The organism is Aquimarina litoralis, assembly GCF_039523995.1.
Classification (GTDB): Bacteria; Bacteroidota; Bacteroidia; order Flavobacteriales; family Flavobacteriaceae; genus Aquimarina; species Aquimarina litoralis.
Genome location: NZ_BAAAGE010000006.1, coordinates 16,786 through 40,257, shown reverse-complemented (window position 1 = coordinate 40,257; position 23,472 = coordinate 16,786). Strand labels below are relative to the sequence as shown.

Annotated in this window: 24 protein-coding genes; 13 read left to right on the top strand and 11 right to left on the bottom strand. The window is 31.2% G+C overall.

What is annotated here, in order from left to right; all coding sequences use genetic code 11:
• Positions 1 to 116: 116 nt before the first annotated feature.
• The gene (locus tag ABD077_RS22330) at positions 117 to 917 is read right to left on the bottom strand and encodes a class I SAM-dependent methyltransferase (RefSeq protein WP_343914428.1); all 801 of its coding nucleotides are present in this window, start codon (positions 915 to 917) and stop codon (positions 117 to 119) included.
• A 288-nt stretch (positions 918 to 1,205) separates the two neighbouring features.
• Between ABD077_RS22330 and ABD077_RS22325 the strand changes: the two genes are divergently transcribed.
• From ABD077_RS22325 to ABD077_RS22305, 5 genes are all read left to right on the top strand, one after another.
• Positions 1,206 to 1,673 (top strand): hypothetical protein, encoded by a 468-nt coding sequence (locus ABD077_RS22325; RefSeq protein ID WP_343914427.1) that lies wholly within the window; start codon positions 1,206 to 1,208, stop codon positions 1,671 to 1,673.
• 31 nt (positions 1,674 to 1,704) lie between these two features.
• On the top strand, positions 1,705 to 2,076 hold the full coding sequence (locus ABD077_RS22320; protein WP_343914426.1) for a DoxX family membrane protein: 372 nt from the start codon (positions 1,705 to 1,707) through the stop codon (positions 2,074 to 2,076).
• Positions 2,077 to 2,536: 460 nt separating this feature from the next.
• Positions 2,537 to 3,085, top strand: coding sequence for a carboxymuconolactone decarboxylase family protein (locus tag ABD077_RS22315; protein ID WP_343914425.1), 549 nt, complete (start codon positions 2,537 to 2,539; stop codon positions 3,083 to 3,085).
• 132 nt (positions 3,086 to 3,217) lie between these two features.
• A complete protein-coding gene (locus ABD077_RS22310) occupies positions 3,218 to 3,586 on the top strand; it encodes a cupredoxin domain-containing protein (protein ID WP_343914424.1) in 369 nt (122 codons plus the stop codon).
• A gap of 152 nt (positions 3,587 to 3,738) precedes the next feature.
• Complete coding sequence (locus tag ABD077_RS22305; protein WP_343914423.1) at positions 3,739 to 4,452, top strand: hypothetical protein; 714 nt, start codon at positions 3,739 to 3,741, stop codon at positions 4,450 to 4,452.
• A gap of 19 nt (positions 4,453 to 4,471) precedes the next feature.
• On the opposite strand, the gene ABD077_RS22300 is transcribed toward ABD077_RS22305, so the two are convergent.
• The gene (locus ABD077_RS22300; RefSeq protein ID WP_343914422.1) at positions 4,472 to 5,635 is read right to left on the bottom strand and encodes an MFS transporter; all 1,164 of its coding nucleotides are present in this window, start codon (positions 5,633 to 5,635) and stop codon (positions 4,472 to 4,474) included.
• 138 nt (positions 5,636 to 5,773) lie between these two features.
• On the opposite strand from ABD077_RS22300, the gene ABD077_RS22295 reads away from it, so the two are divergent.
• The gene (locus ABD077_RS22295) at positions 5,774 to 6,631 is read left to right on the top strand and encodes an AraC family transcriptional regulator (protein WP_343914421.1); all 858 of its coding nucleotides are present in this window, start codon (positions 5,774 to 5,776) and stop codon (positions 6,629 to 6,631) included.
• Here the strand turns inward: ABD077_RS22295 and kynU are convergent.
• The gene (kynU, locus tag ABD077_RS22290; RefSeq protein WP_343914420.1) at positions 6,628 to 7,914 is read right to left on the bottom strand and encodes a kynureninase; all 1,287 of its coding nucleotides are present in this window, start codon (positions 7,912 to 7,914) and stop codon (positions 6,628 to 6,630) included. The genes ABD077_RS22295 and kynU overlap by 4 nt on opposite strands.
• Before the next feature lie 204 nt (positions 7,915 to 8,118).
• Between kynU and ABD077_RS22285 the strand changes: the two genes are divergently transcribed.
• The gene (locus ABD077_RS22285) at positions 8,119 to 8,268 is read left to right on the top strand and encodes a hypothetical protein (protein WP_343914419.1); all 150 of its coding nucleotides are present in this window, start codon (positions 8,119 to 8,121) and stop codon (positions 8,266 to 8,268) included.
• A 71-nt stretch (positions 8,269 to 8,339) separates the two neighbouring features.
• Here ABD077_RS22285 and ABD077_RS22280 read toward each other — a convergent pair whose 3' ends face one another.
• Positions 8,340 to 9,152, bottom strand: coding sequence for a tetratricopeptide repeat protein (locus tag ABD077_RS22280; RefSeq protein ID WP_343914418.1), 813 nt, complete (start codon positions 9,150 to 9,152; stop codon positions 8,340 to 8,342).
• Positions 9,152 to 9,691 (bottom strand): RNA polymerase sigma factor, encoded by a 540-nt coding sequence (locus ABD077_RS22275; RefSeq protein ID WP_343914417.1) that lies wholly within the window; start codon positions 9,689 to 9,691, stop codon positions 9,152 to 9,154. Before ABD077_RS22275 ends, ABD077_RS22280 begins: the two co-directional genes overlap by 1 nt.
• A 358-nt stretch (positions 9,692 to 10,049) precedes the next feature.
• Here ABD077_RS22275 and ABD077_RS22270 point away from each other — a divergent pair, with 358 nt between their 5' ends.
• The 5 genes from ABD077_RS22270 to ABD077_RS22250 all read left to right on the top strand — a co-directional run bounded on the left by ABD077_RS22270 (position 10,050) and on the right by ABD077_RS22250 (position 15,753).
• Positions 10,050 to 10,487, top strand: coding sequence for a hypothetical protein (locus ABD077_RS22270; RefSeq protein WP_343914416.1), 438 nt, complete (start codon positions 10,050 to 10,052; stop codon positions 10,485 to 10,487).
• A 34-nt stretch (positions 10,488 to 10,521) separates the two neighbouring features.
• Positions 10,522 to 13,227 carry a CHAT domain-containing protein gene (locus ABD077_RS22265; RefSeq protein WP_343914415.1) on the top strand — a complete coding sequence of 902 codons (2,706 nt, stop codon included), beginning with the start codon at positions 10,522 to 10,524 and terminating at the stop codon, positions 13,225 to 13,227.
• A 124-nt stretch (positions 13,228 to 13,351) separates the two neighbouring features.
• A complete protein-coding gene (locus ABD077_RS22260; RefSeq protein WP_343914414.1) occupies positions 13,352 to 13,582 on the top strand; it encodes a hypothetical protein in 231 nt (76 codons plus the stop codon).
• 232 nt (positions 13,583 to 13,814) lie between these two features.
• Positions 13,815 to 15,026, top strand: a complete 1,212-nt coding sequence (locus tag ABD077_RS22255) for a hypothetical protein (protein WP_343914413.1) — start codon at positions 13,815 to 13,817, stop codon at positions 15,024 to 15,026.
• Positions 15,027 to 15,111: 85 nt separating this feature from the next.
• A complete protein-coding gene (locus ABD077_RS22250; protein WP_343914412.1) occupies positions 15,112 to 15,753 on the top strand; it encodes an O-methyltransferase in 642 nt (213 codons plus the stop codon).
• 67 nt (positions 15,754 to 15,820) lie between these two features.
• On the opposite strand, the gene ABD077_RS22245 is transcribed toward ABD077_RS22250, so the two are convergent.
• From ABD077_RS22245 to ABD077_RS22220, 6 genes are all read right to left on the bottom strand, one after another.
• Positions 15,821 to 17,314, bottom strand: coding sequence for a S8 family peptidase (locus ABD077_RS22245; protein ID WP_343914411.1), 1,494 nt, complete (start codon positions 17,312 to 17,314; stop codon positions 15,821 to 15,823).
• Between the two features lie 330 nt (positions 17,315 to 17,644).
• On the bottom strand, positions 17,645 to 17,938 hold the full coding sequence (locus tag ABD077_RS22240) for a Sec-independent protein translocase subunit TatA/TatB (protein ID WP_299610288.1): 294 nt from the start codon (positions 17,936 to 17,938) through the stop codon (positions 17,645 to 17,647).
• 90 nt (positions 17,939 to 18,028) lie between these two features.
• A complete protein-coding gene (locus ABD077_RS22235; protein ID WP_343914410.1) occupies positions 18,029 to 20,341 on the bottom strand; it encodes a M1 family metallopeptidase in 2,313 nt (770 codons plus the stop codon).
• Between the two features lie 60 nt (positions 20,342 to 20,401).
• Positions 20,402 to 20,908 (bottom strand): DUF6702 family protein, encoded by a 507-nt coding sequence (locus ABD077_RS22230; protein ID WP_343914409.1) that lies wholly within the window; start codon positions 20,906 to 20,908, stop codon positions 20,402 to 20,404.
• Positions 20,909 to 20,985: 77 nt separating this feature from the next.
• Entirely contained in the window at positions 20,986 to 21,747 is a 762-nt protein-coding gene (locus ABD077_RS22225) for a peptidase associated/transthyretin-like domain-containing protein (RefSeq protein ID WP_343914408.1), read from the bottom strand.
• Between the two features lie 115 nt (positions 21,748 to 21,862).
• On the bottom strand, positions 21,863 to 22,651 hold the full coding sequence (locus tag ABD077_RS22220; RefSeq protein ID WP_343914407.1) for a carboxypeptidase-like regulatory domain-containing protein: 789 nt from the start codon (positions 22,649 to 22,651) through the stop codon (positions 21,863 to 21,865).
• Positions 22,652 to 22,759: 108 nt separating this feature from the next.
• Between ABD077_RS22220 and pepE the strand changes: the two genes are divergently transcribed.
• A complete protein-coding gene (gene pepE / locus ABD077_RS22215) occupies positions 22,760 to 23,467 on the top strand; it encodes a dipeptidase PepE (RefSeq protein WP_343914406.1) in 708 nt (235 codons plus the stop codon).
• Positions 23,468 to 23,472: the final 5 nt, after the last annotated feature.

Genomic DNA, 23,472 nt, shown 5'->3' with positions numbered 1-23,472 from the left:
AAAGGAACATTATACGATCCGAGTTTTAATGTTCTTGGCAAACTAGCTCTATATACTTCAGAGCTTTTGTTGACACCAAAACCTTCAGCAAATGTAAAAAAATTATCAATGAATTGTTACTTAAATGCTTTAATAGCAAATAGTATTGGGTATAATTTATCCTTAGTTTCGAACATCCCGTCATTATTCTTTATCATATTAGGAAACACATTGTACGGAGATTGATCATATTCTTTTAAGTATTCTATAGTTAATCCTGCTTGGGATAGCGCTGATACTACCTCTCCTAATCCATGGTTCCATCCATATTCTTTGCTGATCATGCTAGAATTCATATCAGCATAAGTCCCTTGATATTCTTCATAGATAGCTTCTTTTTGATGATATCCATATTTCATTCTAGGGACTTCTTCTAGGTAATCAAACATCCAAACTATGGGATGAAACTCTACCATATAAAAAATCCCTCCCGGTTTTAATCTTTCTGCAATCACTTGTCCCCAAGGTTTCAAATCGGGTAACCAACCAATCACACCATAACTCGTAAAAACTATATCAAATTTTTCTTTTACCTGATCAGAAGTATCCAACACATTACAACAATGGAAATTGGCTTTTAACCTTAATTCCTTTGCTAGTTCTTTTGCCAAGTGTATTCCTTTATCAGAAATATCAATTCCTGTACATTCAGCTCCCATCCTACTCCAACTTAGAGTATCTTGTCCAAAATGACATTGTAAGTGTAATAATGATTTTCCCGAAACATCACCCAACGCCTCTAATTCAAATTTTGCAAGAGAACTTCTACCTTCTTTAAAAGATTTTACATCATAAAATTCACTAGCAGCGTGTATAGAAACCTTTGTATCCCAAGTCGATTTATTAGTCGAAAAATACTCTTGAAAACCTTTACTCATTGTATAATCTATTTTTCACAAAACTACATATAAAGTACCTTAACACTTACATTAAATAAATTTATTAGACTTTCCCTAACATATTTTATGAAGTTAAATAACTAATTTTGTGTCAACTTAACATTGAAAGTTATTTGATCATTTTATGAAGTGGTAGAAGGAACATGTAATTTTTTAAATGCAATTGCGACTTATAAGTCATACTTAATTATTCAGATTTTTTTAATCTACATATTTTTTGCCCCGGTATTGTAGTATAATTTAATGATTTACTTAAAACGTGCCACTATGAAAACTTTTTACAATTCATTTTTCACAGCAATTTTCTCATTGATAAGTTTATCTTTTTCTTATTCGCAAGAAGATATGTATAAATCTCAACTGGAGACAGTATACTTACAAAACGCTAAAGAAGTTATCTATAAAAATACTTTTAGTCAATATAATAACGACTTAATTGCTTTAAACGAAATTAAGTTTAAAAAAGAAATAAAAAATTTAAAGGGAAAAAATAGTCTTTTATTTTTTGACTCGAATAAAGAAAAAATTGTGTTAGAAAAAGCTTCTTATCTGAAAATCATACGAAAAGCTGCTAATAGAAGTAAAAACAAAGACTCTTTTGAAGCTTTTTTGCGCAACAATTTACCGCAACTCTCTAATCAATTGTCACAAGATAACAATTTGGAAGAATTGTATTTTATATCTAGAAAGAATACATTTAATGGTAAAATAGACGCGTTACCCAGCGTTCTATAGTAACTAACACAAACTCTGAAAATATTTAACAATGAAAAAGGCCATACCCCTGGTACTAAGAATAATTGTAGCTATTATTCTTATACAAACCCTTAGATTTAAGTTTACTGCGCACCCCGACAGTGTTTATATTTTTTCAAAAGTTGGCTTAGAACCTTACGGAAGAATAGCCACCGGAATTGTAGAATTAATTGCCGGAATCTTATTATTAATTCCTAAAACGGTATGGATAGGTGCTACGATAACACTTGGCGTTATCGGAGGAGCTATTTTTATGCATTTAACAAAATTAGGAATTGAAATAAATAATGATGGTGGTATTCTTTTTATCACCGCATTATTAACTTTTATTCTAAGTGGAATTATCCTTTGGATAAAAAGAAGAGAAGTTAAATTCTTCTAAAACTTATATACTTACTGTAAAAAACCTCCATTTTTTGGAGGTTTTTTTTATTAAGGGAAAAATCTACAAGCGGTCAGGAAAAAATGACATTCTATAGCCCTTATGATTACTTCATCTTTGTACTGTTAATTTAAAACAATACAAAAATGACAGTAGATAATAAATCCATATTCAATTTAATAGAAATTTTTCGTCAAGGAAAAAGAACAATTGTAAACACGTTTAATACAAAAGCTCATTGTGAGCAAAGAAGTCATCATGATTTTTATTGTGATGTAGAAAGACCTTTTATAGCCTCAAAAAAATAGAGGAAGGAAAAATTGACAAGTCATCGGGAAAAACGAACATTCTGATACACATATTTCGATCGGATCTTTGCCTTGTCAAATTAAATAACAATTAAAACTTAAATATAAATCCATTCTGAAGCATTAACTCAGAATATTAAAAAATCACAATCATGGCAACAATTAATGTACCAACAAGAGAAGAAGTAAACAGTACCAACCAAGGTATTTTTGACAATCTTACAAAAGCGTTAGGATTTGTTCCTAATCTATATGCAACATACGCACATAGCGAAACAGCACTAGAAAATTATTTAAATTTCTCTAACGCTAAGACATCATTAAAAGCTAAAGAAAAAGAAGTAGTAAACTTAGCTGTAAGTGAAGTTAACAATTGTATTTATTGTTTATCTGCACACACCGCAATTGGAAAGATGAACGGTTTTACGGATGAGCAAATATTAGAATTAAGAGCTGGACAAGCTTCTTTTGACTCTAAATTAGATGCACTGGCTAAACTAGCTAAGAACATTACAGAAAATAGAGGTCGTGCTGATCAAGAAGTGGTGGAAAATTTCTTTGCGGCTGGATATGACAAAGGAAACTTAATTGACACGATTGTATTGGTAGGTGATAAAACTATCTCAAACTATATTCATAGTACTACTCAGGTTCCTGTTGATTTCCCTGTAGCACAACCATTAGAAACCACTACAGCATAATAACATATCAACCACCAATAAATACTATCAATTAGACAATTCTGAGAAGAAAGAATTTATTGAGAAACTCTTTCTTCTCAGAACAATTAAAAAAAATCATTTTTCAACCTTAATTATTTAAATACTAAAATCATGAAAAAATTAATCACATTATTCACATTCATTTTTGCAATTACTTTAAGTACCAATGCTCAAGATGTTAAAACTGTTTCTTTAGAGCAGACTAAAGGAGAGTTTACTCAAAAACAAGTTACATTATCAGAAGGAAGTTATGTTTTCAATATCTCAAACAACAACTCAGGTACAGATGTTGGGTTTGTTCTAGTACCCGCTGGAAAAGACGCTTCTAATCCTAAAAATCACATTCAGGAAGCTTATGTAACTAAAGTTGTAGCAGAAGGAAAAACTGAGAGTTCAAAAACAGTAACGTTACAAAAAGGAGAATACACTTATTTTTGTCCATTAAATAAAACTCCGCAATATAAACTTATTGTAGAGTAATTATTTTAAAATATTAAACGTTAAAACTCCCTCGAAAAGGGAGTTTTTTGTTTTAAATAATATCCACTAAACTCAGATAAAAACCTAAAACCTTGTTAATAAAATCGATCTCGGCATTGCTTTATATATTTTAGCTTAAAATTTTCATTATAATGAGATATATAGTTGGAATACTTTTATGTTCTTTTATTGTTTTTTCGTGTAAAAAAGATGCTAAAAAACAATACACATATGATAACAATGATGAAGTAAAGGAAGAGAAAACAATTACTAAAATTCCTAGCACTACAGAAGCAATAGCCAAAGCAAATGGTTTTGATCAATGGAAAAAAGTACAAGAAATCAAATTTACCTTTAACATAGATCGCGATAGTAGTCATTATGAACGTTCCTGGAACTGGAAACCGAAAAACAATGAAATCATCCTAACTACTGCAAATGACACCATTGCATATAACCGTACAAATATCGACAGTGTTTCTATTAGAGCCGATCAAGGTTTTATTAATGATAAGTATTGGTTATTAGCACCTTTTAATTTGGTTTGGGATCAAAACAGCTTTACATCCTCACATGAAGTAAAAGCAATAGCTCCTATTAGCAATAAAGAAATGCAGAAACTCACTATCGTTTATAAAAATGAAGGTGGATATACACCTGGAGATGCTTATGATTTTTATTTCGAAGGAGATTTTAAAATAAAAGAATGGGTATTTAGAGAAAAAAACAAACCAGAACCATCCTTGATAACATCATGGGAAGATTATGAAAACTTCAACGGAATACAAATTGCTAAAACCCATCAGAAAAACGAAGGTAATTGGAAACTTTACTTCACAAATATTGAAGTGATTACAGACAAATAATTATTATAACTATTCAAAACTAATTAGGCCCTCTTTTAGAAATAAATAAAGTTACCGTTAAAGCAACTAGTGTAGCTACTAGTAATGCAGTAAAACTGAGTTTCAGGCTTTCAATTTTGGATAAAAATCCAAGGAATGGAGGACTCACCAAAAAGCCAAGATATCCAAATCCTGCTACGAATGATATTCCTTCTGCAGGTGAGACTCCTTTTGTTTTTCCAGCTAATCTAAATAATTCCGGGATAATCACGGAGAATCCCAAACCTATCAGTCCAAAACCAAGTACACTAAGTATTAAAGTACTACTCAGCACAGAAATAAATCCTAAAGCACTAATAGAAGCTCCTCCTATGATAATTGTTAAAGATCCAAAACTTTTACTCACTGCATCTCCAAAAAATCGACCTATCGTCATCATAAGAGAAAAAGCTACAAATCCAAAACCAGAGATTTTCTCAGAAGAAATTTTTACGATATCCTGTATATAGAGTTTACTCCAATGCTCTATCGCACCTTCGCTACCCATTATCAAAAAAGCAATAATAGTTAATCCTAATAAAGGTTTTACAATTTTAAAATTGAAAGACTTTTTAGTGTTTTCTTCCTTTTTTCCTTTAATCATAATATAGGCGCTACAAACCAAAAGATTTGTAATAACAACAAAAGTAGCAGCCAATAACATATGAATACTAGGGACTTCGATCTGGGTTATTAAAAAGCCTCCAATACCAGCCCCGATAACACCTCCTAAACTAAAAAATCCATGCGAAGCAGACATGATATGAACTTCATCTGTCTGTTCTATTTCAGACACCAGAGCATTCATAGAAATATCAGTCAAACAGGCGAATAGTCCTACCAGATATAGAACCGCACATAATAACAAATATGTAGGAGCTAGCAAGGGTATCAAAAAAAGTAAAGAAAAAATAATGATCCCTATAATCGTTGTCTTTCCTACTCCAATTCTCTTTATAATCAATGAAGATAATGGAATCATTGTAAGAGTACCTAATGCAAAACAGAATAGTGCAATTCCTAACTGAGCATCATCAATGTCCAATTTTGCTCTTACCATAGGTATATACAACACCCACGTCCCAGTCATAATATTAAGAGATGCGAAAACCCAGGCCGGACCAAAGTAACGTAGTTTTGTAAGAATAAGATATAAGGAATTCAAAATCTGCTATTTAAACTTTTAAGTATTTCTCAAAATTACTAACAAAATATTAGGTATAAATAATACAATATATTCCAATACTAAAACAATTTATTCTTTCATAGCTTCATATATAGCCTTTTATGGTAATTTTGTTTTATGAAATTATCTTACGAGCAAATTTATGTCGAACAATCCAAATCGTTAAAAATAGAAAGCTATAATAAAGATGCTCTCTGTAATGAAATAAACTGGCATTTACATCCTGAGTATGAAATAGTTTTTATTAAAAATGGAAATGGCATTATCCAAGTAGGATCCAATATCAAAAACTATAAGGATGGACTCTTAATTTTTCTTGGTCCAAATATTCCACATATGCCTTTTGGAAATAAAGATCTAGAGGATAATGTAGAAGTTGTAATTCAATTTAATCAAAATTTCATTCAAGAGAAACTAAAAGCATTTCCTGAATTTTCGAGTATACAGCAGTTTATTCAAAAAACATTTAAAGGATGTATTTTTTCTAAAGAGACTAAGAATAAGCTATCCAATTCATTTCTAAAACTAGCAACTCAAAACGATACCGAGAAACTACTCAATTTTATAAATATCTTATATCAGCTTTCTGTTTCAAAAGATAATACTCCGGTCATCAAATCTGCCCATCTTTTGGAAATTGACAAAACCTCATTACCAAGAATTTCAAAAGTTTTTGAATATATAAATAAGAACTATTCGCAAAAAATACAATCAAAAGCAATTGCCAAAGAATTAGGATTAACCACCAATTCGTTTTGTCGAATGTTTAAAGCAGCTACGAATAAAAGTTTTATTAGCTTTTTAAATGAGTTTAGAATCAAAAAGGCTCAGGAATACTTTGAAAACAAAACTATTTCAATTTCTGAAGTAGCATATCAATGTGGTTTTAACGACCCATCATATTTTTGTAAACAATTCAAAAAATACACCGATACTTCTCCTTCAGATTACATAAATCATTTAGAAAATAACTAGTTTGAATCTTTATTTAAAATTCCTTGTTTAAGAATCTGCCCAAATTCATACATATCCTCATAAGAACAATAAAATGGTGCAGGAGCTAATCTTATCACATTAGGCTCTCTCCAATCTACGATTACCCCATTTTTCATTAAAAAGTCGAATAATTTTCGCCCTTCTCCATGAAGAAAAACAGAAAGTTGTGTCCCTCTTTCGTCCTGCTTTGATGGGGTTATAACTTCAAAAGTACTTTCTACTTCTGCATCGATGGAATTCAACACAAATTCTAAATACGCTACAATTAGGTTTCTCTTTTCTATTAAAACTTCCATACCTACTTCATCAAATAGTTCTAAAGAAGCAAGATAAGGAGCCAATGACAAGATCGGAGCATTACTCAACTGCCAGGCATCTGCATTAGACATTGGTTCGAACTCAGGTTTCATTAAAAACCTAGACTCTTTTTTTGTTCCCCACCAACCTTCAAAACGAGGAATATCTTTTTGGTCATGAAACCTTTCATGCACAAAACATCCTGAAGCATTTCCCGGACCACTATTCATATATTTATAACTACACCAAGAGGCAAAATCAACATCCCAATCATGAAGCTGCAACTCAATATTTCCGGCACCGTGTGCTAGATCCCAACCTACAAAAGCTCCAATATCATGCCCTGCTTTTGTAATGGTTTTCATATCAAAAACTTGTCCTGTATAATAATTGACACCACCCATAAGAATTAGAGCACACTCCTCTCCTACGGACTCGATAGTATTAAGAATGTCTTCTGTTCTAAAATTATGCTCTCCTGGACGCTTTTTTATTTCCACAATGGCTTCATTTGGATCATATCCATGAAATCGTACTTGACTTTGAAGCATATATTGATCACTCGGAAAAGCTTTTTCTTCACATATAATTTTGTATCGTTTTCCTTGTGGGCGATAAAACGAAATCATAAGTAAATGCAGATTCACCGTTAAGGTATTCATTACTGTAATTTCCGAGGGTTTAGCTCCTACAATCTTACTTAATGGTTTTGCCATTCTTTCATGATAATCCCACCAAGGTTTATCTGCATAAAAATGACCTTCTACTGCTAGTTCTGCCCAATCTTTCATCACTTCATCCACATACTTCTTTGTATTTCTAGGTTGAAGCCCTAATGAATTCCCAGTAAAATAAATTACTTGTTTATTATTAACTTTTGGAAAAAGGAAACGGTCTCTATATGATTTCAAAGGATCTTTCTGATCCAATTTCTTAGCAAATTCTCTGCTATTTTCGAATTGCATTCTTGAGTTTTATTCCAAAAATACATATTAGAACTGAAATTAAATAATCTTTTAAAACCTTGTTAAAGTTGTTGGGGAAATTATCACTTATTATTATATTAAAACATATTTAATACTGCCTATCTTACTATACCCTATTATAGACATATAACCTGAGTGTCTTTAAATGTTTGGGAACATAATTATTTCAAATTTATTATCCTTATGAAAGAATTAAAAAAATTAGATGGCGTACAAGAACTTAGTAAAAACGTACAAAAAAATGTAAATGGAGGACATTGTCCCCCTTGCGGACCAGGAGAATGTGGTCAAATTATTTTTCCAGGACCAGATTGGTTCTGTACTCCATGCTAGAATAGTTACTATACATTCATCATGCAAAATGTAAAATGTATAATATCAACAATTGCAGTAGATTCATTATTCTACTGCAATTTTTTTAAAACATTTTTTGCTTCCTTAAAATTATAATTGTCCTTATTCTCTAGAATATTATTTAAAGTTTTTATTGCAGCTTCTTTTTTACCTTGTTTTAAAAAACTTAATGCTTTATACCAATATCCTTTTGATTGATCTACAGCGTTCGAATTTATCAATTGATCAAAATAAAAAATAGCTTCTTCATATTTATCAAGTTCTAATGAAGATACTCCCGCATACAAATATACAGATGGTATTATTGTATCCGAGTTCTTAAGGTAATGATTAAATAGAAGAAAACTCTCTTTATAGTTCTTTTCTTCAAAAAGCTCCTGCCCTTTTGCTAAAAGATCTTCATCACTTCTACTAGTAAGAGATGGCAAATCTTGCCATGTACTATATTTAGCATACAATTCTTGCGGAGATTCTGAGAAATTAATCGAATATAAAATTATAAATAAGGATATCGAAGCAGCAATCAAAATCGGAATAATCCATTTATTCTTTACCAAGAAAGTTTCATTATCCCTATGATAATTAGCTTTTACTTTTTCTATGGTATCTTTTAATTTTATTACTTCTTCACTTCTAAAATAAGAAGCTACCTCTTTTACTTCATCCTTATCTAGAGAATTTATATTTACTCCCCATGAAGATTCGTCCATTTGAGCAAATAATTCTTCGTGTATTGTAAACTCAGCCAGTAAATCTGGATCTTCTTGTAATGATTGTTCAAAGAGTGTTTTTTCCTTGTCAGAAAGTTCATCTCTAAGATATCCATCGATTTGATCGTGATATTTTTCTTGATTATCGTCCATTATGGTATCAGATTTTTAAATCGTTCATCTGATTTTATAATTTTAATAAGCTTTGCTTTACATTTAAAAACACGTTGTCTAGCAACAGTTTCAGAAGCATATGATAATTTTTCAACTATTTCTCCATAGGACACTTTGCTTAAAAATAAAGCTAGTACTTGTCTACAATTATCAGATAATTGTTCTAACTTTTCTTTAAAAAGCTCCCATCTTTCTTGTTCCAATAAAGCATATGCCATATCGGTTTCTTCACTTACTTGTTCCTTGATATTACGATTTGTTACCCGTTTTCTTAAATTTAATTCTCTTCTCCATAAATTTTTACATGCTGTAAACAAATAAGCTTCAAATGTAGAGTTAATTGTTTGCAACTCTCGACAGCGTATTCTGATTGAAATTTGCATTAAAACCTTTTGAAAAATATCTTCTGCATCCGCTATCTGTCCTTTATTATTTAATACAAAACCCAATACTTTAGGAAAAAAAGAAGAATATATCTCTGCAACAACTCTCTCATTTGAGTCTAAAATTCCTTTCATAAAGTATTCATTTTCTGGCATTATTAGTATCGGATAGTATTAATAATTAGATAACAAAAATATCTTTTATGCTATTAATTAATATTGTTCTAAATATAGAACTGAATTATAAAACCAAAGTTACAGTACCAATATAAAATAACCCTATACTTTGTGAGAAAAATAAGAGATCTGTCAATATTGGCAATTTTACAACAAACAGGTTTATCAAGACAAGTGTTTTAAGAATAATTAAAGTTTATAAAAACTATTACCACAAAATGGGTAACAAAATGTCGGATCTAGAACTATCTGAATGAAAACTAAGTTCATCATAGTTTTTATAATTAATATTAATATTTTTAAACAAATTATCATCATGAAAAAAATCACAAGCTTTATTTTAGTCTCACTTTTACTAAGTATCTTTCAAAGCTGTTCCATTGACGAACAAGAAGTTTTAGAAGAAGAACTGAAATTCCATCAAGAAATCAACGGAAAAAATGCCCTTAGTGGTGATGAAGATCAAGTTCTAGGATGTTTGATTGAATATACATTTCACAACTCTAATTTAACTCCTGCTCAAAAAGATGCAATTAGAAATTCATACAATTTTTTCCATTCATATACCATAGATCCAGCAACAGGTGCTGAAATATGGGTTGTTGATTGTTTATTATTTGAAGCTTATAACAATCAAAATCCTAATAGCGACGAATATGGGTCTTATGAATCTCGTGGATGCCCTAGAGGTGGTTGCCCTACTACTCCACCAAAAGATCCAGATCCTATAGAAGATCCTTTTAATAATCAGTAATAAAATGAGTTCTTAATAAATGTTTTATCCAAATATGGCTGAAATCACCATTTTTAAAAGATGTTTTAGTCTATTTTTATTTTTTTGTTACGCACACTTATTTTCACAGCAACCTTCAACTTTCTTTGTTAAAATTCGTAGTGCTCAAAATGCCACGAATAAAGAAAAAATAAATCAAATAGAAACTTTATTAAATGACCATTTAAAAAACAAAGATTCCATACAATATGGTCTTGATTTAACTGCTTTTTCAATTTGGTTATACCGAAACGAATACTACGATTTGGGTAGCTCACAATCTGAAAAAGCGGTTAAATTCTATAAAAAATTAACTCCTCATAATGATCAATTTTACTTATATAATCTTAACCTTTTAGCTAGGTTTTATTCGCTAATTGATAATTATATAGATTCGAATGAAGTTTATCTTGAAGTTTTAAAAAATAAAAACCCAAAAACAGATGTAGGTGAAATTTATTCAAGAATTGCCAATAATCACAATAGCGATGCTAATTTTCATATAGCAACTAATTATTTTCTAAAAGCAATCGAGGAATTTAGAAAAGAAAAACAACATCGTAAGTTATTTGATACTTCAATACAATTATCTACTAATTACCTTGATATACTCGATGATGAAAGTATCGTTAAAGGCATAGAAACCTTAAAAGCATTAGATCGTATAAAAGATAAAATCGACTACAATATATTTGATGAATATCTCATAAATGAACGATTAGGAAATTTATATAACTACGAAACTCTTTTTGATCCTTGTGCCAGTTTACCGTATTATAAAAAAGCACTTTCTATTGCAAAAAAGATAGGTAATAATAGAGAAATATGTCTCATAAACAATAATATTGGTCATGTATACAGATATGTTGACAATGATTCTGCCTTATTTTATTTTAAGAAATCCCTCAGTTATCATCATAAAGACCAAGCACTAAGCGCAGCTGTATTATATAGTTTAGGCCTTTCATATATGGATCAAGAAAAGTACGACCTTGCTTATAATTCATTAAATAGCTCATTAGATAAAATCAAAATTGACAATAAAAAAATAGATACTTCTCAGAAAAGCACTATTAAGTTAAGTGATAAAAATTTAGGTCTAGAGCTCATTAAAAATCTTGCTGTTGTTCAAATTAAAAAATATGAGTCGGAAAATTCTGTTGAACTATTAGATGATGCTTTATTTCTGCTAAAACAGGCAGATGAATTAATAGATCAAATAAAACTGGAGAGCATGCATCAAGAATCGAAATTATTCTGGAGGGGATTGGCATCAGACATCTACATTAATTTGGTTAAAGTTTGTTACCTGCAAAATAATCCAGAATTAGCATATCATTATTTAGAAAAAAATAAAGCGCTATTGTTATTAGAAGATCTTACTAAAGAACGTTCTAAAATATTCTTTAATATTCCTGATAGTGTTATCAAAAAAGAACGAAGTTTTAAACGAAAAATAGCACTAATCAAGAATAAATCATTGTCTGAAACCTATAGCGATAAAGATCGTTCACTAGAACTTTTTGAAATTAAAAATCGGTATACATCATTTATTGATTCGCTCCAAGATAGATTCCCCAAATATTATTATAGTAAAGAAGAAGCTTCGATCCTATCATTCGATAAAACAGTAGACCAAGCCTCTAGGACTAATACCTCCTTTGTTCATTATATTCTGAATGATGAATTAGGATATATACTAGTAATTTCAGAAGATACACAAGAACTTTATGAAATTCATGATATTCCCTTACTACAAAACTATATTGCTAGTTTTCATAAACTATCTTCAACTCCTTTTACTTCTAAAGCAGATAAACAAGAATTTCAGAAGCTAGCCAGAGAATTGTATAAGAAACTTCTTCCTGATACCATCTTTCATGAATCAAAAAGTAAAATTATTATTATTCCTGATGATAGTTTATTAAGCTTCCCTTTTGAAACATTAATGAATAAAGAAGGTAATTATTTAATCGAGGAACATGAAGTCAGTTATGCGTACTCTATTTCTTTTCTAGAACAAAATAAGAGGTTAGAAAGAAGCCCTCAAAAAGAGTTTTTAGGGATGGCACCAATAAATTACAAAAAATTACCAAAACTTCCCAATAGTGCTAAAGAAGTACAAACCATAGCAAAAAAATTTGATAGTGATATCTTAATGAACCATACAGCATCTAAAGAAGATCTTATTAATTCTTTACCAGCATATAAAATTATTCACCTTTCCACACACGCTAATGCTAATGACACCATTGTACCATGGATTGCTACTACTACTAAAAATATTACCTTAAATGATATTTACAGTACTAAAAACAATGCTGAATTGATCACTTTAAGTGCTTGCAACACTGCCAAAGGAAAATTGCAAAAAGGAGAAGGTGTGATGAGTATCGCTCGTGCATTTTTCAATACCGGATCTAATAGTGTAGTATCTACTTTATGGAAAGCTGATGATAAATCAACGGAAAAAATCATAACGAATTTTTACACTCATCTAAAAAATGGTGCTTCTAAATCAGAAGCTTTACGAAATGCAAAATTAGAATATCTTAAAAACCATTCTCTCAGTGAAGCTTCGCCTTATTATTGGTCTTCTCTTGTACTGATCGGAAATCCCGATCCTATGTATCCCTCATTAAATACTTGGTATATACTGCTAGGAATCTTACTTTCTTTTCTTTTATTATCAACACTTTATAAAATATTCTCAAAAAAATAATCTTTTTTGGGTAACAGAAATTTTCTTCCTGAACTACTCTATGAAAACTCATTCGCGAAGAGTAGACAGAAATCTTGAATGTCTATAAATGATCGAGAAATTATAATTCATTAAATCGAATATTATGTTACAAAACATTTTAAAACTAAGTGGAGTAAATAAACTGAATAAACAACAACAAAGAGAGGTAAAAGGCGGATTAGGATTAGGGAGAGACACCTATGATTGTAAATGCGGTACTCAATCTTTTACAGTAAGAGCTAGTTCTATTAGAAGTGCTGAAAGAAAAGCAGACCGTCGATGTTCTGTGGGTACTGCTTCTTCTTGTAATGCTAGGATTATAGCACCCGCATAGAAAAGATAGCTTTCTTAAAAAATAACTATAAACAAGGGTTATACTAGTAAATAGCCCTTGTTTTTAAATATTACCTCCCAAAAACGCTTAAGAGATTTTCGAATTCCTATTTGAATCTTTTCCCATTAAAATTCTTAAAAGATTCTACAATAAACTAGGATATGGGAGAAACTGACAAAATCTTGATTGTCAATAAATGTTCAAGTCTATATAATTTAGATAATTATAAAACATGATTAAAACAATAAAACTTACTAAACTAATTTTAGTACTTGCATTCTTATCACTATGCTTTGCATGTGAACAAGACAGCGATATTGGAAATGAAAAAGAAATTTCTATCTCAGAAGTCAAAAATATTTTTGATCAAAAACAAAGAGAGAGATTAGAAAATAATGGTTCTGCTATAAACATTGACTGGAATAGAGGGGCTTTTAAAAATATCGCAGAAAAGGACGGATTAGTTTTTCCCTTAAAAAATGTATCGAATAAATACATTAGTAACACTGATAATGGGACTAATTTACATTCAATATTAACAAACTCTTATGCTTTAGCTTATAAAGAAAATGGAGATATACAACTTAAATTAATTCAAATTATCCCAACAGAACAAGTGCACCCTCTTACTGGTTATGTAACTGTGGAGGATTGGAACGGTAACAGTAATGGACATATCATTTATAAGGATGGGCAAGTTGATTTAAAACAAAGCTCAGAATTTGCAAAATCTTTAGACTGTACAATTACCTATTACTACGATTGCACCAGAGTAACTGTTGGCGGTGAAGTAGTCAGCGATGAATGTGTATTATCAGGTACAAGTGTAACCTGCGTATCAGATGAAATACCTACTTTCGCTGGAGATGGAGCTATAGGAGGAGGGGGACCTGGTTCTGGATCAACTTCAGGTGAATGTCCTCACCCTTATATAAATGGACTTACCATTCCTTGTGGAGAAATACTATGTGAAGAAGGGTTTGTAAAGGATCAATATGGGAACTGTGTACTAGAAGATAATTCCATAAAGTTGAAGAAAAATCAAAACAGAATTGGAAAAATTTCTTTTAACAACTCTTCAAAAGCAGAAATAGCAGCACATGTCTTAAATTATATCAGGTTCTGTGTTGAAAATAATATTAGCGAAGTAAATCTTGAAAATATTTTTAGTGATTTCCCGATTTACGGAATATTCGAAACATTTCATACAGAAATAATATTTAATGGTGAATTAATTGAGATCTATATAGAAATACCTGTAGATAGAGACTTTACCAAAATTAGACCACATATTGGTAAAATCGGAGACCCTTTTGATGGTGACAGTAAAATTAGTTTTACATACTTTGTAAATAAAGATGTGAATTTTCCACTACCTGCCTTTCTGGTTAGAATACCGTCATATCTTGATGATAATTTTATAGATTATTTACGCGGAAAATAGATAAACATATTAAACAAATAATTCTGAAATACCTTATCATTTTGTATTGATAAGGTATTTTTTTATTATTACAAAAAACAAGCATATGCACTTTATACCAGAAGCACTGGATACATACGTAGTAAATCACACTGAAAAGGAACCAGAGTTATTAGAAAGATTAACTCGTGAGACGTATCAAAAAATACTACAACCACGAATGCTTAGTGGTCCATATCAAGGTAGGGTACTAAGTATGCTTTCTAAATTAATCAGTCCAAAACATGTATTGGAAATCGGAACATATACCGGATATTCTGCATTATGCCTAGCAGAAGGTATGAAAAAAGAGGGTGTTTTACATACGATAGATATTAATGAAGAATTAGAAGATTTTCAACGAAAATACTTCGATCTTTCTCCTTACGGTCATCAAATATATCAGCATATTGGAAATGCTACCGAAATTATTCCGTCTTTGAATATCAAATTCGACTTAGTTTTTATCGATGCAGATAAACCTAATTATCCTAAATACTTCGAGCTAATTATTGATAAAATGAATCCGGGTGGTATTATCTTATCTGATAATGTTCTCTGGAGTGGAAAAGTTATTGAAGAAGTTGCAAAAGATGATCTTTCTACGAACGCATTATTAACATACAATAAATTATTAGTAGAAGACAAAAGAATAGAAACTGTACTGTTGCCTATCAGAGATGGATTAACTATTAGTAGAGTATTATAAAAAAAGTGGAATCTGTTTTACGGATTCCACTTTTTACATGTATTAGTAACTACAATTGCTAATTCATTTATTGTACTGCTTTTAGAGCATCTATATTACCGTATCCAAATTTGCTATTTCTATTCGGATAAAACTCTCCTGCTCGTTTTAATTTATCCAATACTTGTGCTCTGGTCATATTTGGATTACGCGCCCATACCAATGCTGCAATTCCAGCGGTAGCAGCAGTAGCTGCAGATGATCCACCTACATAAGACTGATCGCCGTTATTAAATCCTAAAACCGGTACATTCCTATTAGAATTGCTTGCTCTTTGCATAACAATGGTAAAGTCAATTTTACTTCCATCATGACAGATATTACATCTGTTATATCCATTATCTTTTAAACCTGTTACCGCTACAGTTTCATTCATACTTGCTGGAAAAATGACTCCATACCAATTGGTGAATGTAGTAGAGGTACCTCCTGCGGCAATAATCATTTTACCTTTTCCGTAAGCGTACTTAACAGCATCTTTTACATTTCCAATAGACCAAGGGTATCCTATAGACATGGATATAATTTTTACGTTACCATTATTACCTAATTGCTTTAATGCATTACTTACTCCTTTTCGCTCATGATAATCTTCAAGAACCACATCAGATGTTCCTCTATATGAAATTAAATTACAATTATAAGCAACTCCCATAGGCATGAAATCGTTGTTGCGGGGAGAAGCTATTATTGAAGCCATTTGAGTACCATGCCCACATTTATCATTTGGGCCATCTATATTATTAGACCACCACCAAATAGAATCTATATATGTTCCAATCTTTTGGATACTTCTCCCATTGGAAGCTCCGTCATTAAATCCATTTCCAAGTAGGTTTTGATTAGCAGATACGCCACTATCTATTAATCCTACTGTTATTCCTGCACCGGTACTATAATTCCAAGCTTGTGGTATATTATGAATATTGTAGTTCCAAGGTACTCTAGCATTAGGTGCTATAACACTATAATCAGCACTATTAATAGATTGACCACTTTGTGAACATCCAGCGGATTTTTGTTGTACATCTTCTTGCAAGTAAAAACCATATCCATTAGGTTCTAAATAACGGATGTTATCCATTGCTAAAAGCTCTTCAATAGTTTCTAATTTAGTAATATGAACATCTAACACGTTTAGCTTATCATCTTCAAATACCTGAAAATTAGAACGTGTCACCCCTTCATTACTTTGTACTGTGCTGTAAATATCTTCTATAATATCATTTAGCCTTGAAGATCTTTGCGTACCTTCAATAAAACTTTCTCCTTTTTGACCATAACCAATAGTCAATACTTCTCCTCCATGCATTACTGCGCTATATAACATATGTGCCGAAGCATCTTTTGACCAATCTAAATCTCCTTTTTGTTTAAGCTGAGTTTCGATAAAAGAATTGATTTCATCTATCGACAAAATCTTTTGTGAACTCTGGTTTTCTTCAATTACTTCTGAGGGATCATTTTTAGAACAAGATACGACAAGAAAAAGCCCTAAAAACAGAGGAATAATATTTTTCATTTTAGTATAAGATTAATGAGTTTGTGCGAATTTGAAATTTAAGATCAGTTATTCTTAAAAACATCAAATAATTATCATTTAGTTAATTTCATGACTAATTTATTAAATAAAGTTTAAATATTAATATCTTTTTTTGAAAGAATCTTAAAAAAAATATCGATCCTATGCTTGCATAGGACTATAATTCATCGTTAACCACCAATGTTTACAAGGGTTTTACAGAAAAATACTACAGTGTAAAAAAAGTATAAAAAAAGTTATGTTTTTTTGATAAATTCAAAAAAACGAATGTTCAATTTTAGTAAAATGATAAAATAATAGCTTAAAAGACTAAAGTTTACGCTTTATAGAACCAGTTACATCTTCGATATCCTTCTTTGCTTGAGTGATCTCATTTTTAATATCTGATGTAATGGAATTAGGAAGTTCTGTATCTATTCCGTGCTTTTCAGCACTCTTAGTTATTTCGGATTTGATATCATTAGTAGCATCTTTAACAATGCGCATTCCTTTACCTAAACCACGAGCTATTTCTGGTATCTTATCGGCTCCAAAAACCATAACCAGAATAAACACTATAAATGCTATTTCTGTCCCACTTATAAATAAAGGTAATGCTATCATATCTCTGCAAATATAGCTACAATAATGAATACAAAAAAGCCGTTCGTAGATTCGAACGGCTTTACTAAAACGATTTATAGGTTTTTTAACTTATTGCCCTTTTACTTTAGTTTTAAATTTATCAAACTTACCTAGTTTTTTATTTTTAGGCCAGCTATTATTGGAGGTATCAATATCCGCAGTTTCCTGATTTGGATCTACAACAATTTTAGATATTGCCTTTTCTGAAGCGATAGCTCTTCTAACCGATTTATCATTCTTTCTCCATATCTCAGCAGGATAAGTAATAGTCTCCGAACTCCCATCTTCATATGTATATTCTACTATTAACGGCATTACTAAACCTCCTGGTTTTTCGAAAGTAATTTCGTAGAAATATTTTGGTTCTTTTAGAACTTCTCTTTCCTCTACTGAGAAATTATCGATTAAGTATTCTTTCAATGTTTTTGCGTCATCAATTATATTTCCATTCTTTTTAATAGCTTCGTATTCTTCACTTCCTTCTTCAACCATAAAAACTAATGGTCCGAAATCTTCTATTTTAGCACCTCTTGCAGCGGCAAAGTCTTTAGCTCTTTTGTTTGGTTCTTTAGAAACCACATACTTTTTCACATCCTTAACACCAATATCAGTATAATCCGTTGTATAGAACCAACCTCTCCAAAACCAATCTAAATCTACTGCAGAAGCATCTTCCATTGTTCTAAAGAAATCTTCTGGTGTTGGGTGTTTAAACATCCATCTTTGAGAGTACGTTCTGAAAGAATAATCAAAAAGATCTCTACCCATAACTGTTTCTCTAAGAATATTTAAACCTGTAGCAGGTTTCGCATACGCATTAGCCCCAAACTGATAAATATTATTAGACTGTGACATAATTGGTGAAATAAAACTTTGATCTCCACTCATGTAAGGTACGATCTTAGCTGCAGGACCTCTTCTAGAAGGATAACTTTTTAAAGGCGCAATTGCGTCAGGATACCACTCTCCAAAATCTTGTTCAGCTACGTATTGCACGAACGTATTTAGACCTTCGTCCATCCAAGTCCATTGACGCTCATCACTATTTACGATCATTGGGAAAAAGTTATGTCCTACCTCGTGTATGATTACACTCATCATTCCATACTTAGTACGATCACTAAATTTCCCTTTTTTATCTGGTCGTCCATAATTCCAACAAATCATAGGATATTCCATTCCTTGATTCTTAGCATGAACAGAAATTGCTTTATGATAAGGATAATCAAAAGTCATTCTACTATAAGATTTTAGCGTACTTGCTACTACCTTAGTAGACCAATCTTCCCATAGCGGATTTCCTTCTTTTGGATACATAGAAACGGCCATCACATCTTTACCACCGATCTTAACTGCCATCATATCCCATATAAATCTTCTGGATGTTGCAAACCCGAAATCTCTCACATTCTTTGCACTAAGTTTCCACGTTTTTTTGCTAGTAGAGAATGACTTTTCTTTAGCTTCAGCTTCTTTTTGTGTTACAATAAGAACTGGTTTATCATATGATTTCTTTGCTTGGTTATAACGATTCATCATTTCTTTAGTAAATACTTCTTTTCTATTTACTAAAACTCCTGTACCATCCAAAATGTGGTCCGCAGGTACCGTAATGTTTACATCAAAATCTCCGAAAGGAAGTGCAAATTCTCCTCTACCCCAAAACTGATGATTTTGCCAACCTTCTACATCATTATACACTGCCATTCTTGGATAAAACTGCGCAATTACATATGCTCTATTACCATCCTCAAACTCCTCATATCCCGATCTACCTCTTCCGTTTACATGGTCATTGATATTGTACCACCAGTCTATAGAAAATACAAACTTTCCTCCAGGTGCTAAATCTTTAGGCATTTCCACTCTCATCATAGTGCCATTGATAGTATGCTCTAGAGGTTTCCCTGAAGCATCTTTTACAGCAGTAATATTAAATCCTCCATCAAAAGGTTCTCCAAGATATTTTCCAACAAATCTTTGTGGTGGATCTGCACGATCTACACCTGTAGGTTGAATTAATGGAGTTTTAGATTTTCTGGATCTCATGTTTTGATCCAATTGTACCCATAAAAACTCTAAATTATCAGGTGAGTTATTGGTATAGGTAATGGTTTCTTTACCTGTAAGTTTTTTATTCTTATCATCCAACTCGATATCCATTTTGTAATCCGCTTGTTGTTGGTAATAAGCAGATCCTGGCGCTCCTGAAGCAGTTCTGTACATGTTTGGTGTTGCAAACTCATCGTACATTTGCTTAAATTTATTTTCATTTGTATGCCCAAGTTCACGCGTTTCTTCTGAGCTGCCTTGATTCTGTGCGTACAATCCAAATCCAGATACAAAAAAAGTAGCCGAGAGGATAAAAAGTAATTTTTTCATTAGATGTTATTGTGTTAAGTAATAAACTGCAAAATAATTGTTTTTTAAAAGTTTAATGATTTATTCACTAAACTTTAACATGCCATTATCTCTTTCTTTTTCTAAGATCAAGCTTTTTCGTTTTTTCCCTTTTTTAACATGGATAAGATTTTGTTGTTCTTCGAAGAAATCCATTAAAATAAGATTAGATACCTCTATAGTTTCTAAAGACGAAACATTCTCTACCTCCAGATAACACAATACCAAATCATTATCATACTCTTTACCCAAAAACGTGTAGTAAACTTCTTTTCCATTAACAGTAATTCTTAGTTTCTGTTTTAAATATGTACTTAGGTATTGTTCGACTTTTGTTTCTTTCTCTTTGGAAAGTAATGTTATGTTTTCATCATAACGTTTTCTTAACGCCTCTTCTATATCATCAATAAAAATCCTAGTGATTATCTGAAGTGATTGTTCTTCTTCCTTATATTCGATTTGTGTAACGCTTACATAAAACTTATGCAATACACTAAATGAACTTAGTGTTATCACAAAAACAACAAGTATAAATAATTGCTTCTTCAAAATTTTCTTCTTTAACGGTGGTAAATGTACCATTTTGGTATAAAATATTATACCAAAAATTATTTAATACGAAAATATTAATCAATCCCTTTAAATTCTTTGTATGACTTAGCTTTCTTTTGAAAAAATTCTAGCAGGGATAATCTTTTGGTATTTTCTAATAAATCTTCAAAGTATGCATCTTCAGAACAGTAGTATACAAAATCTGAGATAAGACTGTCAGGCAATCCTAAATCATCGGTGAAAAATTTTGTATCGAATGCTCTTTCTCCTTTTTCGATTAACCTTTCTAAATCTGCTAATTCTTTTAACTTTTTTAATTTCTTTAATCTCCCATTTAAAGAGTTTAGTAATAAGTCAACAGGTCCAGAACTTGCGGTATAAATTCTCCGTACCTCTAAGGTAGGTTGTTTTATATTTCTAACTGGCAATCCTAATATTCGATTATCCAGGTGTGGTTTTAATTGAATCTCTTTTGTGTCTTTTGTAATATCTCCTGAAAGTTTCACGTTACTAACATTCACCTGATCCAACTTTTGTACTAGGGGATACAATATAACTTTGAAAGCTTCATTCTTTAAATCATCTTCAGAAATGACTACGGAAATTACTTTATATTGAACGGAGGAAAAAATAATGGAATCTTGAGCTGACGCAGGTATTTCAAAAAATCCATTTTGATCGTTAGTGGTCCCTATTTTCTTAGTATAGTTTACAATATTGATAGCAAACCCCTGTAATGAATCTGCAACAATTGTCCCTTTTAACCTCGTATTTTGCCCAAAAGAAAAACTATTTATTAGTAAGAAAAGTAAAAGTACTCGTAACGTTTTGATCATATATTGAATTAGTTTATGACCAAACTTGAAATCTTACGAGAATATAATTTTTAAAATTTAGTCAACTAATCCAAAGACTGAAGTGTCCAAAAAATGTTGCGAACTAGTTATAATATCAATTCCTGCTTTTGTACATTTTGCTTTGAGAAACTAAAAATTCAATCAAATTTAGTTCGTTTCCTTCTTCGAGGTAATTCGTATTCAACCCATTCTCCTCTGCAAAGAAAATAAAATCATTGATTTGATCCATTTCTAGCGCTAAGTTGGTTTTAAAAAATTCGTTATCATAAATTTTTCTCACCTGAACATCGATATCATCGGCCACTTTACTATCTTTTTTGACCTTATTCTGAAAGACTTCTTTAAAAAGATTAACAAAATTTAATCCATAAATCATTCGATCCTCTAAGAAAACCTTGTTATCTAGTTCGGATAATTCATCTGGTGTCCAATCAAAATCAGTATCATTAATTCTTGACGAAGTTAGTTGCGCAACTTCATCTACTCCACTTTCGGTTACATCAATCTTCTTAAGATCTAAAGAAACATTACCCAACAAATCATAGGGCTTCACAATTACTTCTTCTAATAAATTAACCGACTCATTTAAAAAAATATTTAAACGCCTGTTATCTAATACTCCTTTATTTATCCATACCACAAATTTCTGATACTGCATGGCTATAACCTCTAACTTATCATTTATCCCAGCACTTATTTTAAAATTACCATCTTTATCGGTAATAGTTCCTTTTTTGGATGTTAGATTATAGACCACAACACCTTCAACATCGTCTCCAATTGGAGCACTTATACGTCCATCAATCATCACTCTTGAAGTAATTTGTGCTATTGAACTATTAACAATTAGGAGTATAAAAAGTAGGGATAATTTCTTTTTCATTGTTGGCGCAGTTAAATTTGTATGTATTCAAGATACTATATTTTTTCAATATCCTAAGAAGATTTCTTTATAAGAAAACGTTAAACTACTTTTACTAAAAATTATTTCATGAGAAACTGTATTATAGCTAGTACATCTACCATTCATGGTAGCGGTCCTTTAGAATATCTATTCGATACATTAGTTGAACTTTATAAAAACGCTGATCAAATATTGTTTATCCCTTATGCACGTCCTGGAGGTATCTCTCATGATGAATATACCATTGGGGTAAATAATATCTTTAAAAAAATCAATAAAAGGGTACTAGGCATACATATGTTTTCATCGGTAGATGAAGCTTTTGCAAATACCCAAGGTATTTATACCGGAGGAGGAAATACTTTCTTACTTGTTGATCAATTATACAGAAATGACGTATTGTCTCCTCTAAAAACTGCTATTGATAATGGGATCCCATATTTAGGGACAAGTGCAGGAAGTAATATTTGCGGACTTACCATGCAAACTACAAATGATATGCCTATTGTTCATCCTGAAAGTTATAAGACATTAGGAATACTCCCTTTTAACATCAACGCTCATTATTTAGATCCTGATCCGACCTCAACACACAAAGGAGAAACCAGAGAAACCAGAATCAAAGAGTTTCATCATTTGAATCCTCAACCTGTAGTAGGACTTAGAGAAGGAAGTTGGTTAAAAGTTAATGGAGATCAAATCACTCTTAAAGGTAAACTATCTGCTAGAGTTTTTGAACAAAATAAAACTCCTTATGAAATAGATTTTGACAGTTCTTTTTCTGACCTAAACTAAGAATT

Coding starts and splice junctions, on each gene's coding strand:
- ABD077_RS22330 (WP_343914428.1), bottom strand. CDS start 917: ATGAGTAAAGGTTTTCAAGAGTATTTTTCGACTAATAAATCGACTTGG.
- ABD077_RS22325 (WP_343914427.1), top strand. CDS start 1,206: ATGAAAACTTTTTACAATTCATTTTTCACAGCAATTTTCTCATTGATA.
- ABD077_RS22320 (WP_343914426.1), top strand. CDS start 1,705: ATGAAAAAGGCCATACCCCTGGTACTAAGAATAATTGTAGCTATTATT.
- ABD077_RS22315 (WP_343914425.1), top strand. CDS start 2,537: ATGGCAACAATTAATGTACCAACAAGAGAAGAAGTAAACAGTACCAAC.
- ABD077_RS22310 (WP_343914424.1), top strand. CDS start 3,218: ATGAAAAAATTAATCACATTATTCACATTCATTTTTGCAATTACTTTA.
- ABD077_RS22305 (WP_343914423.1), top strand. CDS start 3,739: ATGAGATATATAGTTGGAATACTTTTATGTTCTTTTATTGTTTTTTCG.
- ABD077_RS22295 (WP_343914421.1), top strand. CDS start 5,774: ATGAAATTATCTTACGAGCAAATTTATGTCGAACAATCCAAATCGTTA.
- kynU (WP_343914420.1), bottom strand. CDS start 7,914: ATGCAATTCGAAAATAGCAGAGAATTTGCTAAGAAATTGGATCAGAAA.
- ABD077_RS22285 (WP_343914419.1), top strand. CDS start 8,119: ATGAAAGAATTAAAAAAATTAGATGGCGTACAAGAACTTAGTAAAAAC.
- ABD077_RS22280 (WP_343914418.1), bottom strand. CDS start 9,152: ATGGACGATAATCAAGAAAAATATCACGATCAAATCGATGGATATCTT.
- ABD077_RS22275 (WP_343914417.1), bottom strand. CDS start 9,691: ATGAAAGGAATTTTAGACTCAAATGAGAGAGTTGTTGCAGAGATATAT.
- ABD077_RS22270 (WP_343914416.1), top strand. CDS start 10,050: ATGAAAAAAATCACAAGCTTTATTTTAGTCTCACTTTTACTAAGTATC.
- ABD077_RS22265 (WP_343914415.1), top strand. CDS start 10,522: ATGGCTGAAATCACCATTTTTAAAAGATGTTTTAGTCTATTTTTATTT.
- ABD077_RS22260 (WP_343914414.1), top strand. CDS start 13,352: ATGTTACAAAACATTTTAAAACTAAGTGGAGTAAATAAACTGAATAAA.
- ABD077_RS22255 (WP_343914413.1), top strand. CDS start 13,815: ATGATTAAAACAATAAAACTTACTAAACTAATTTTAGTACTTGCATTC.
- ABD077_RS22250 (WP_343914412.1), top strand. CDS start 15,112: ATGCACTTTATACCAGAAGCACTGGATACATACGTAGTAAATCACACT.
- ABD077_RS22245 (WP_343914411.1), bottom strand. CDS start 17,314: ATGAAAAATATTATTCCTCTGTTTTTAGGGCTTTTTCTTGTCGTATCT.
- ABD077_RS22240 (WP_299610288.1), bottom strand. CDS start 17,938: ATGATAGCATTACCTTTATTTATAAGTGGGACAGAAATAGCATTTATA.
- ABD077_RS22235 (WP_343914410.1), bottom strand. CDS start 20,341: ATGAAAAAATTACTTTTTATCCTCTCGGCTACTTTTTTTGTATCTGGA.
- ABD077_RS22225 (WP_343914408.1), bottom strand. CDS start 21,747: ATGATCAAAACGTTACGAGTACTTTTACTTTTCTTACTAATAAATAGT.
- ABD077_RS22220 (WP_343914407.1), bottom strand. CDS start 22,651: ATGAAAAAGAAATTATCCCTACTTTTTATACTCCTAATTGTTAATAGT.
- pepE (WP_343914406.1), top strand. CDS start 22,760: ATGAGAAACTGTATTATAGCTAGTACATCTACCATTCATGGTAGCGGT.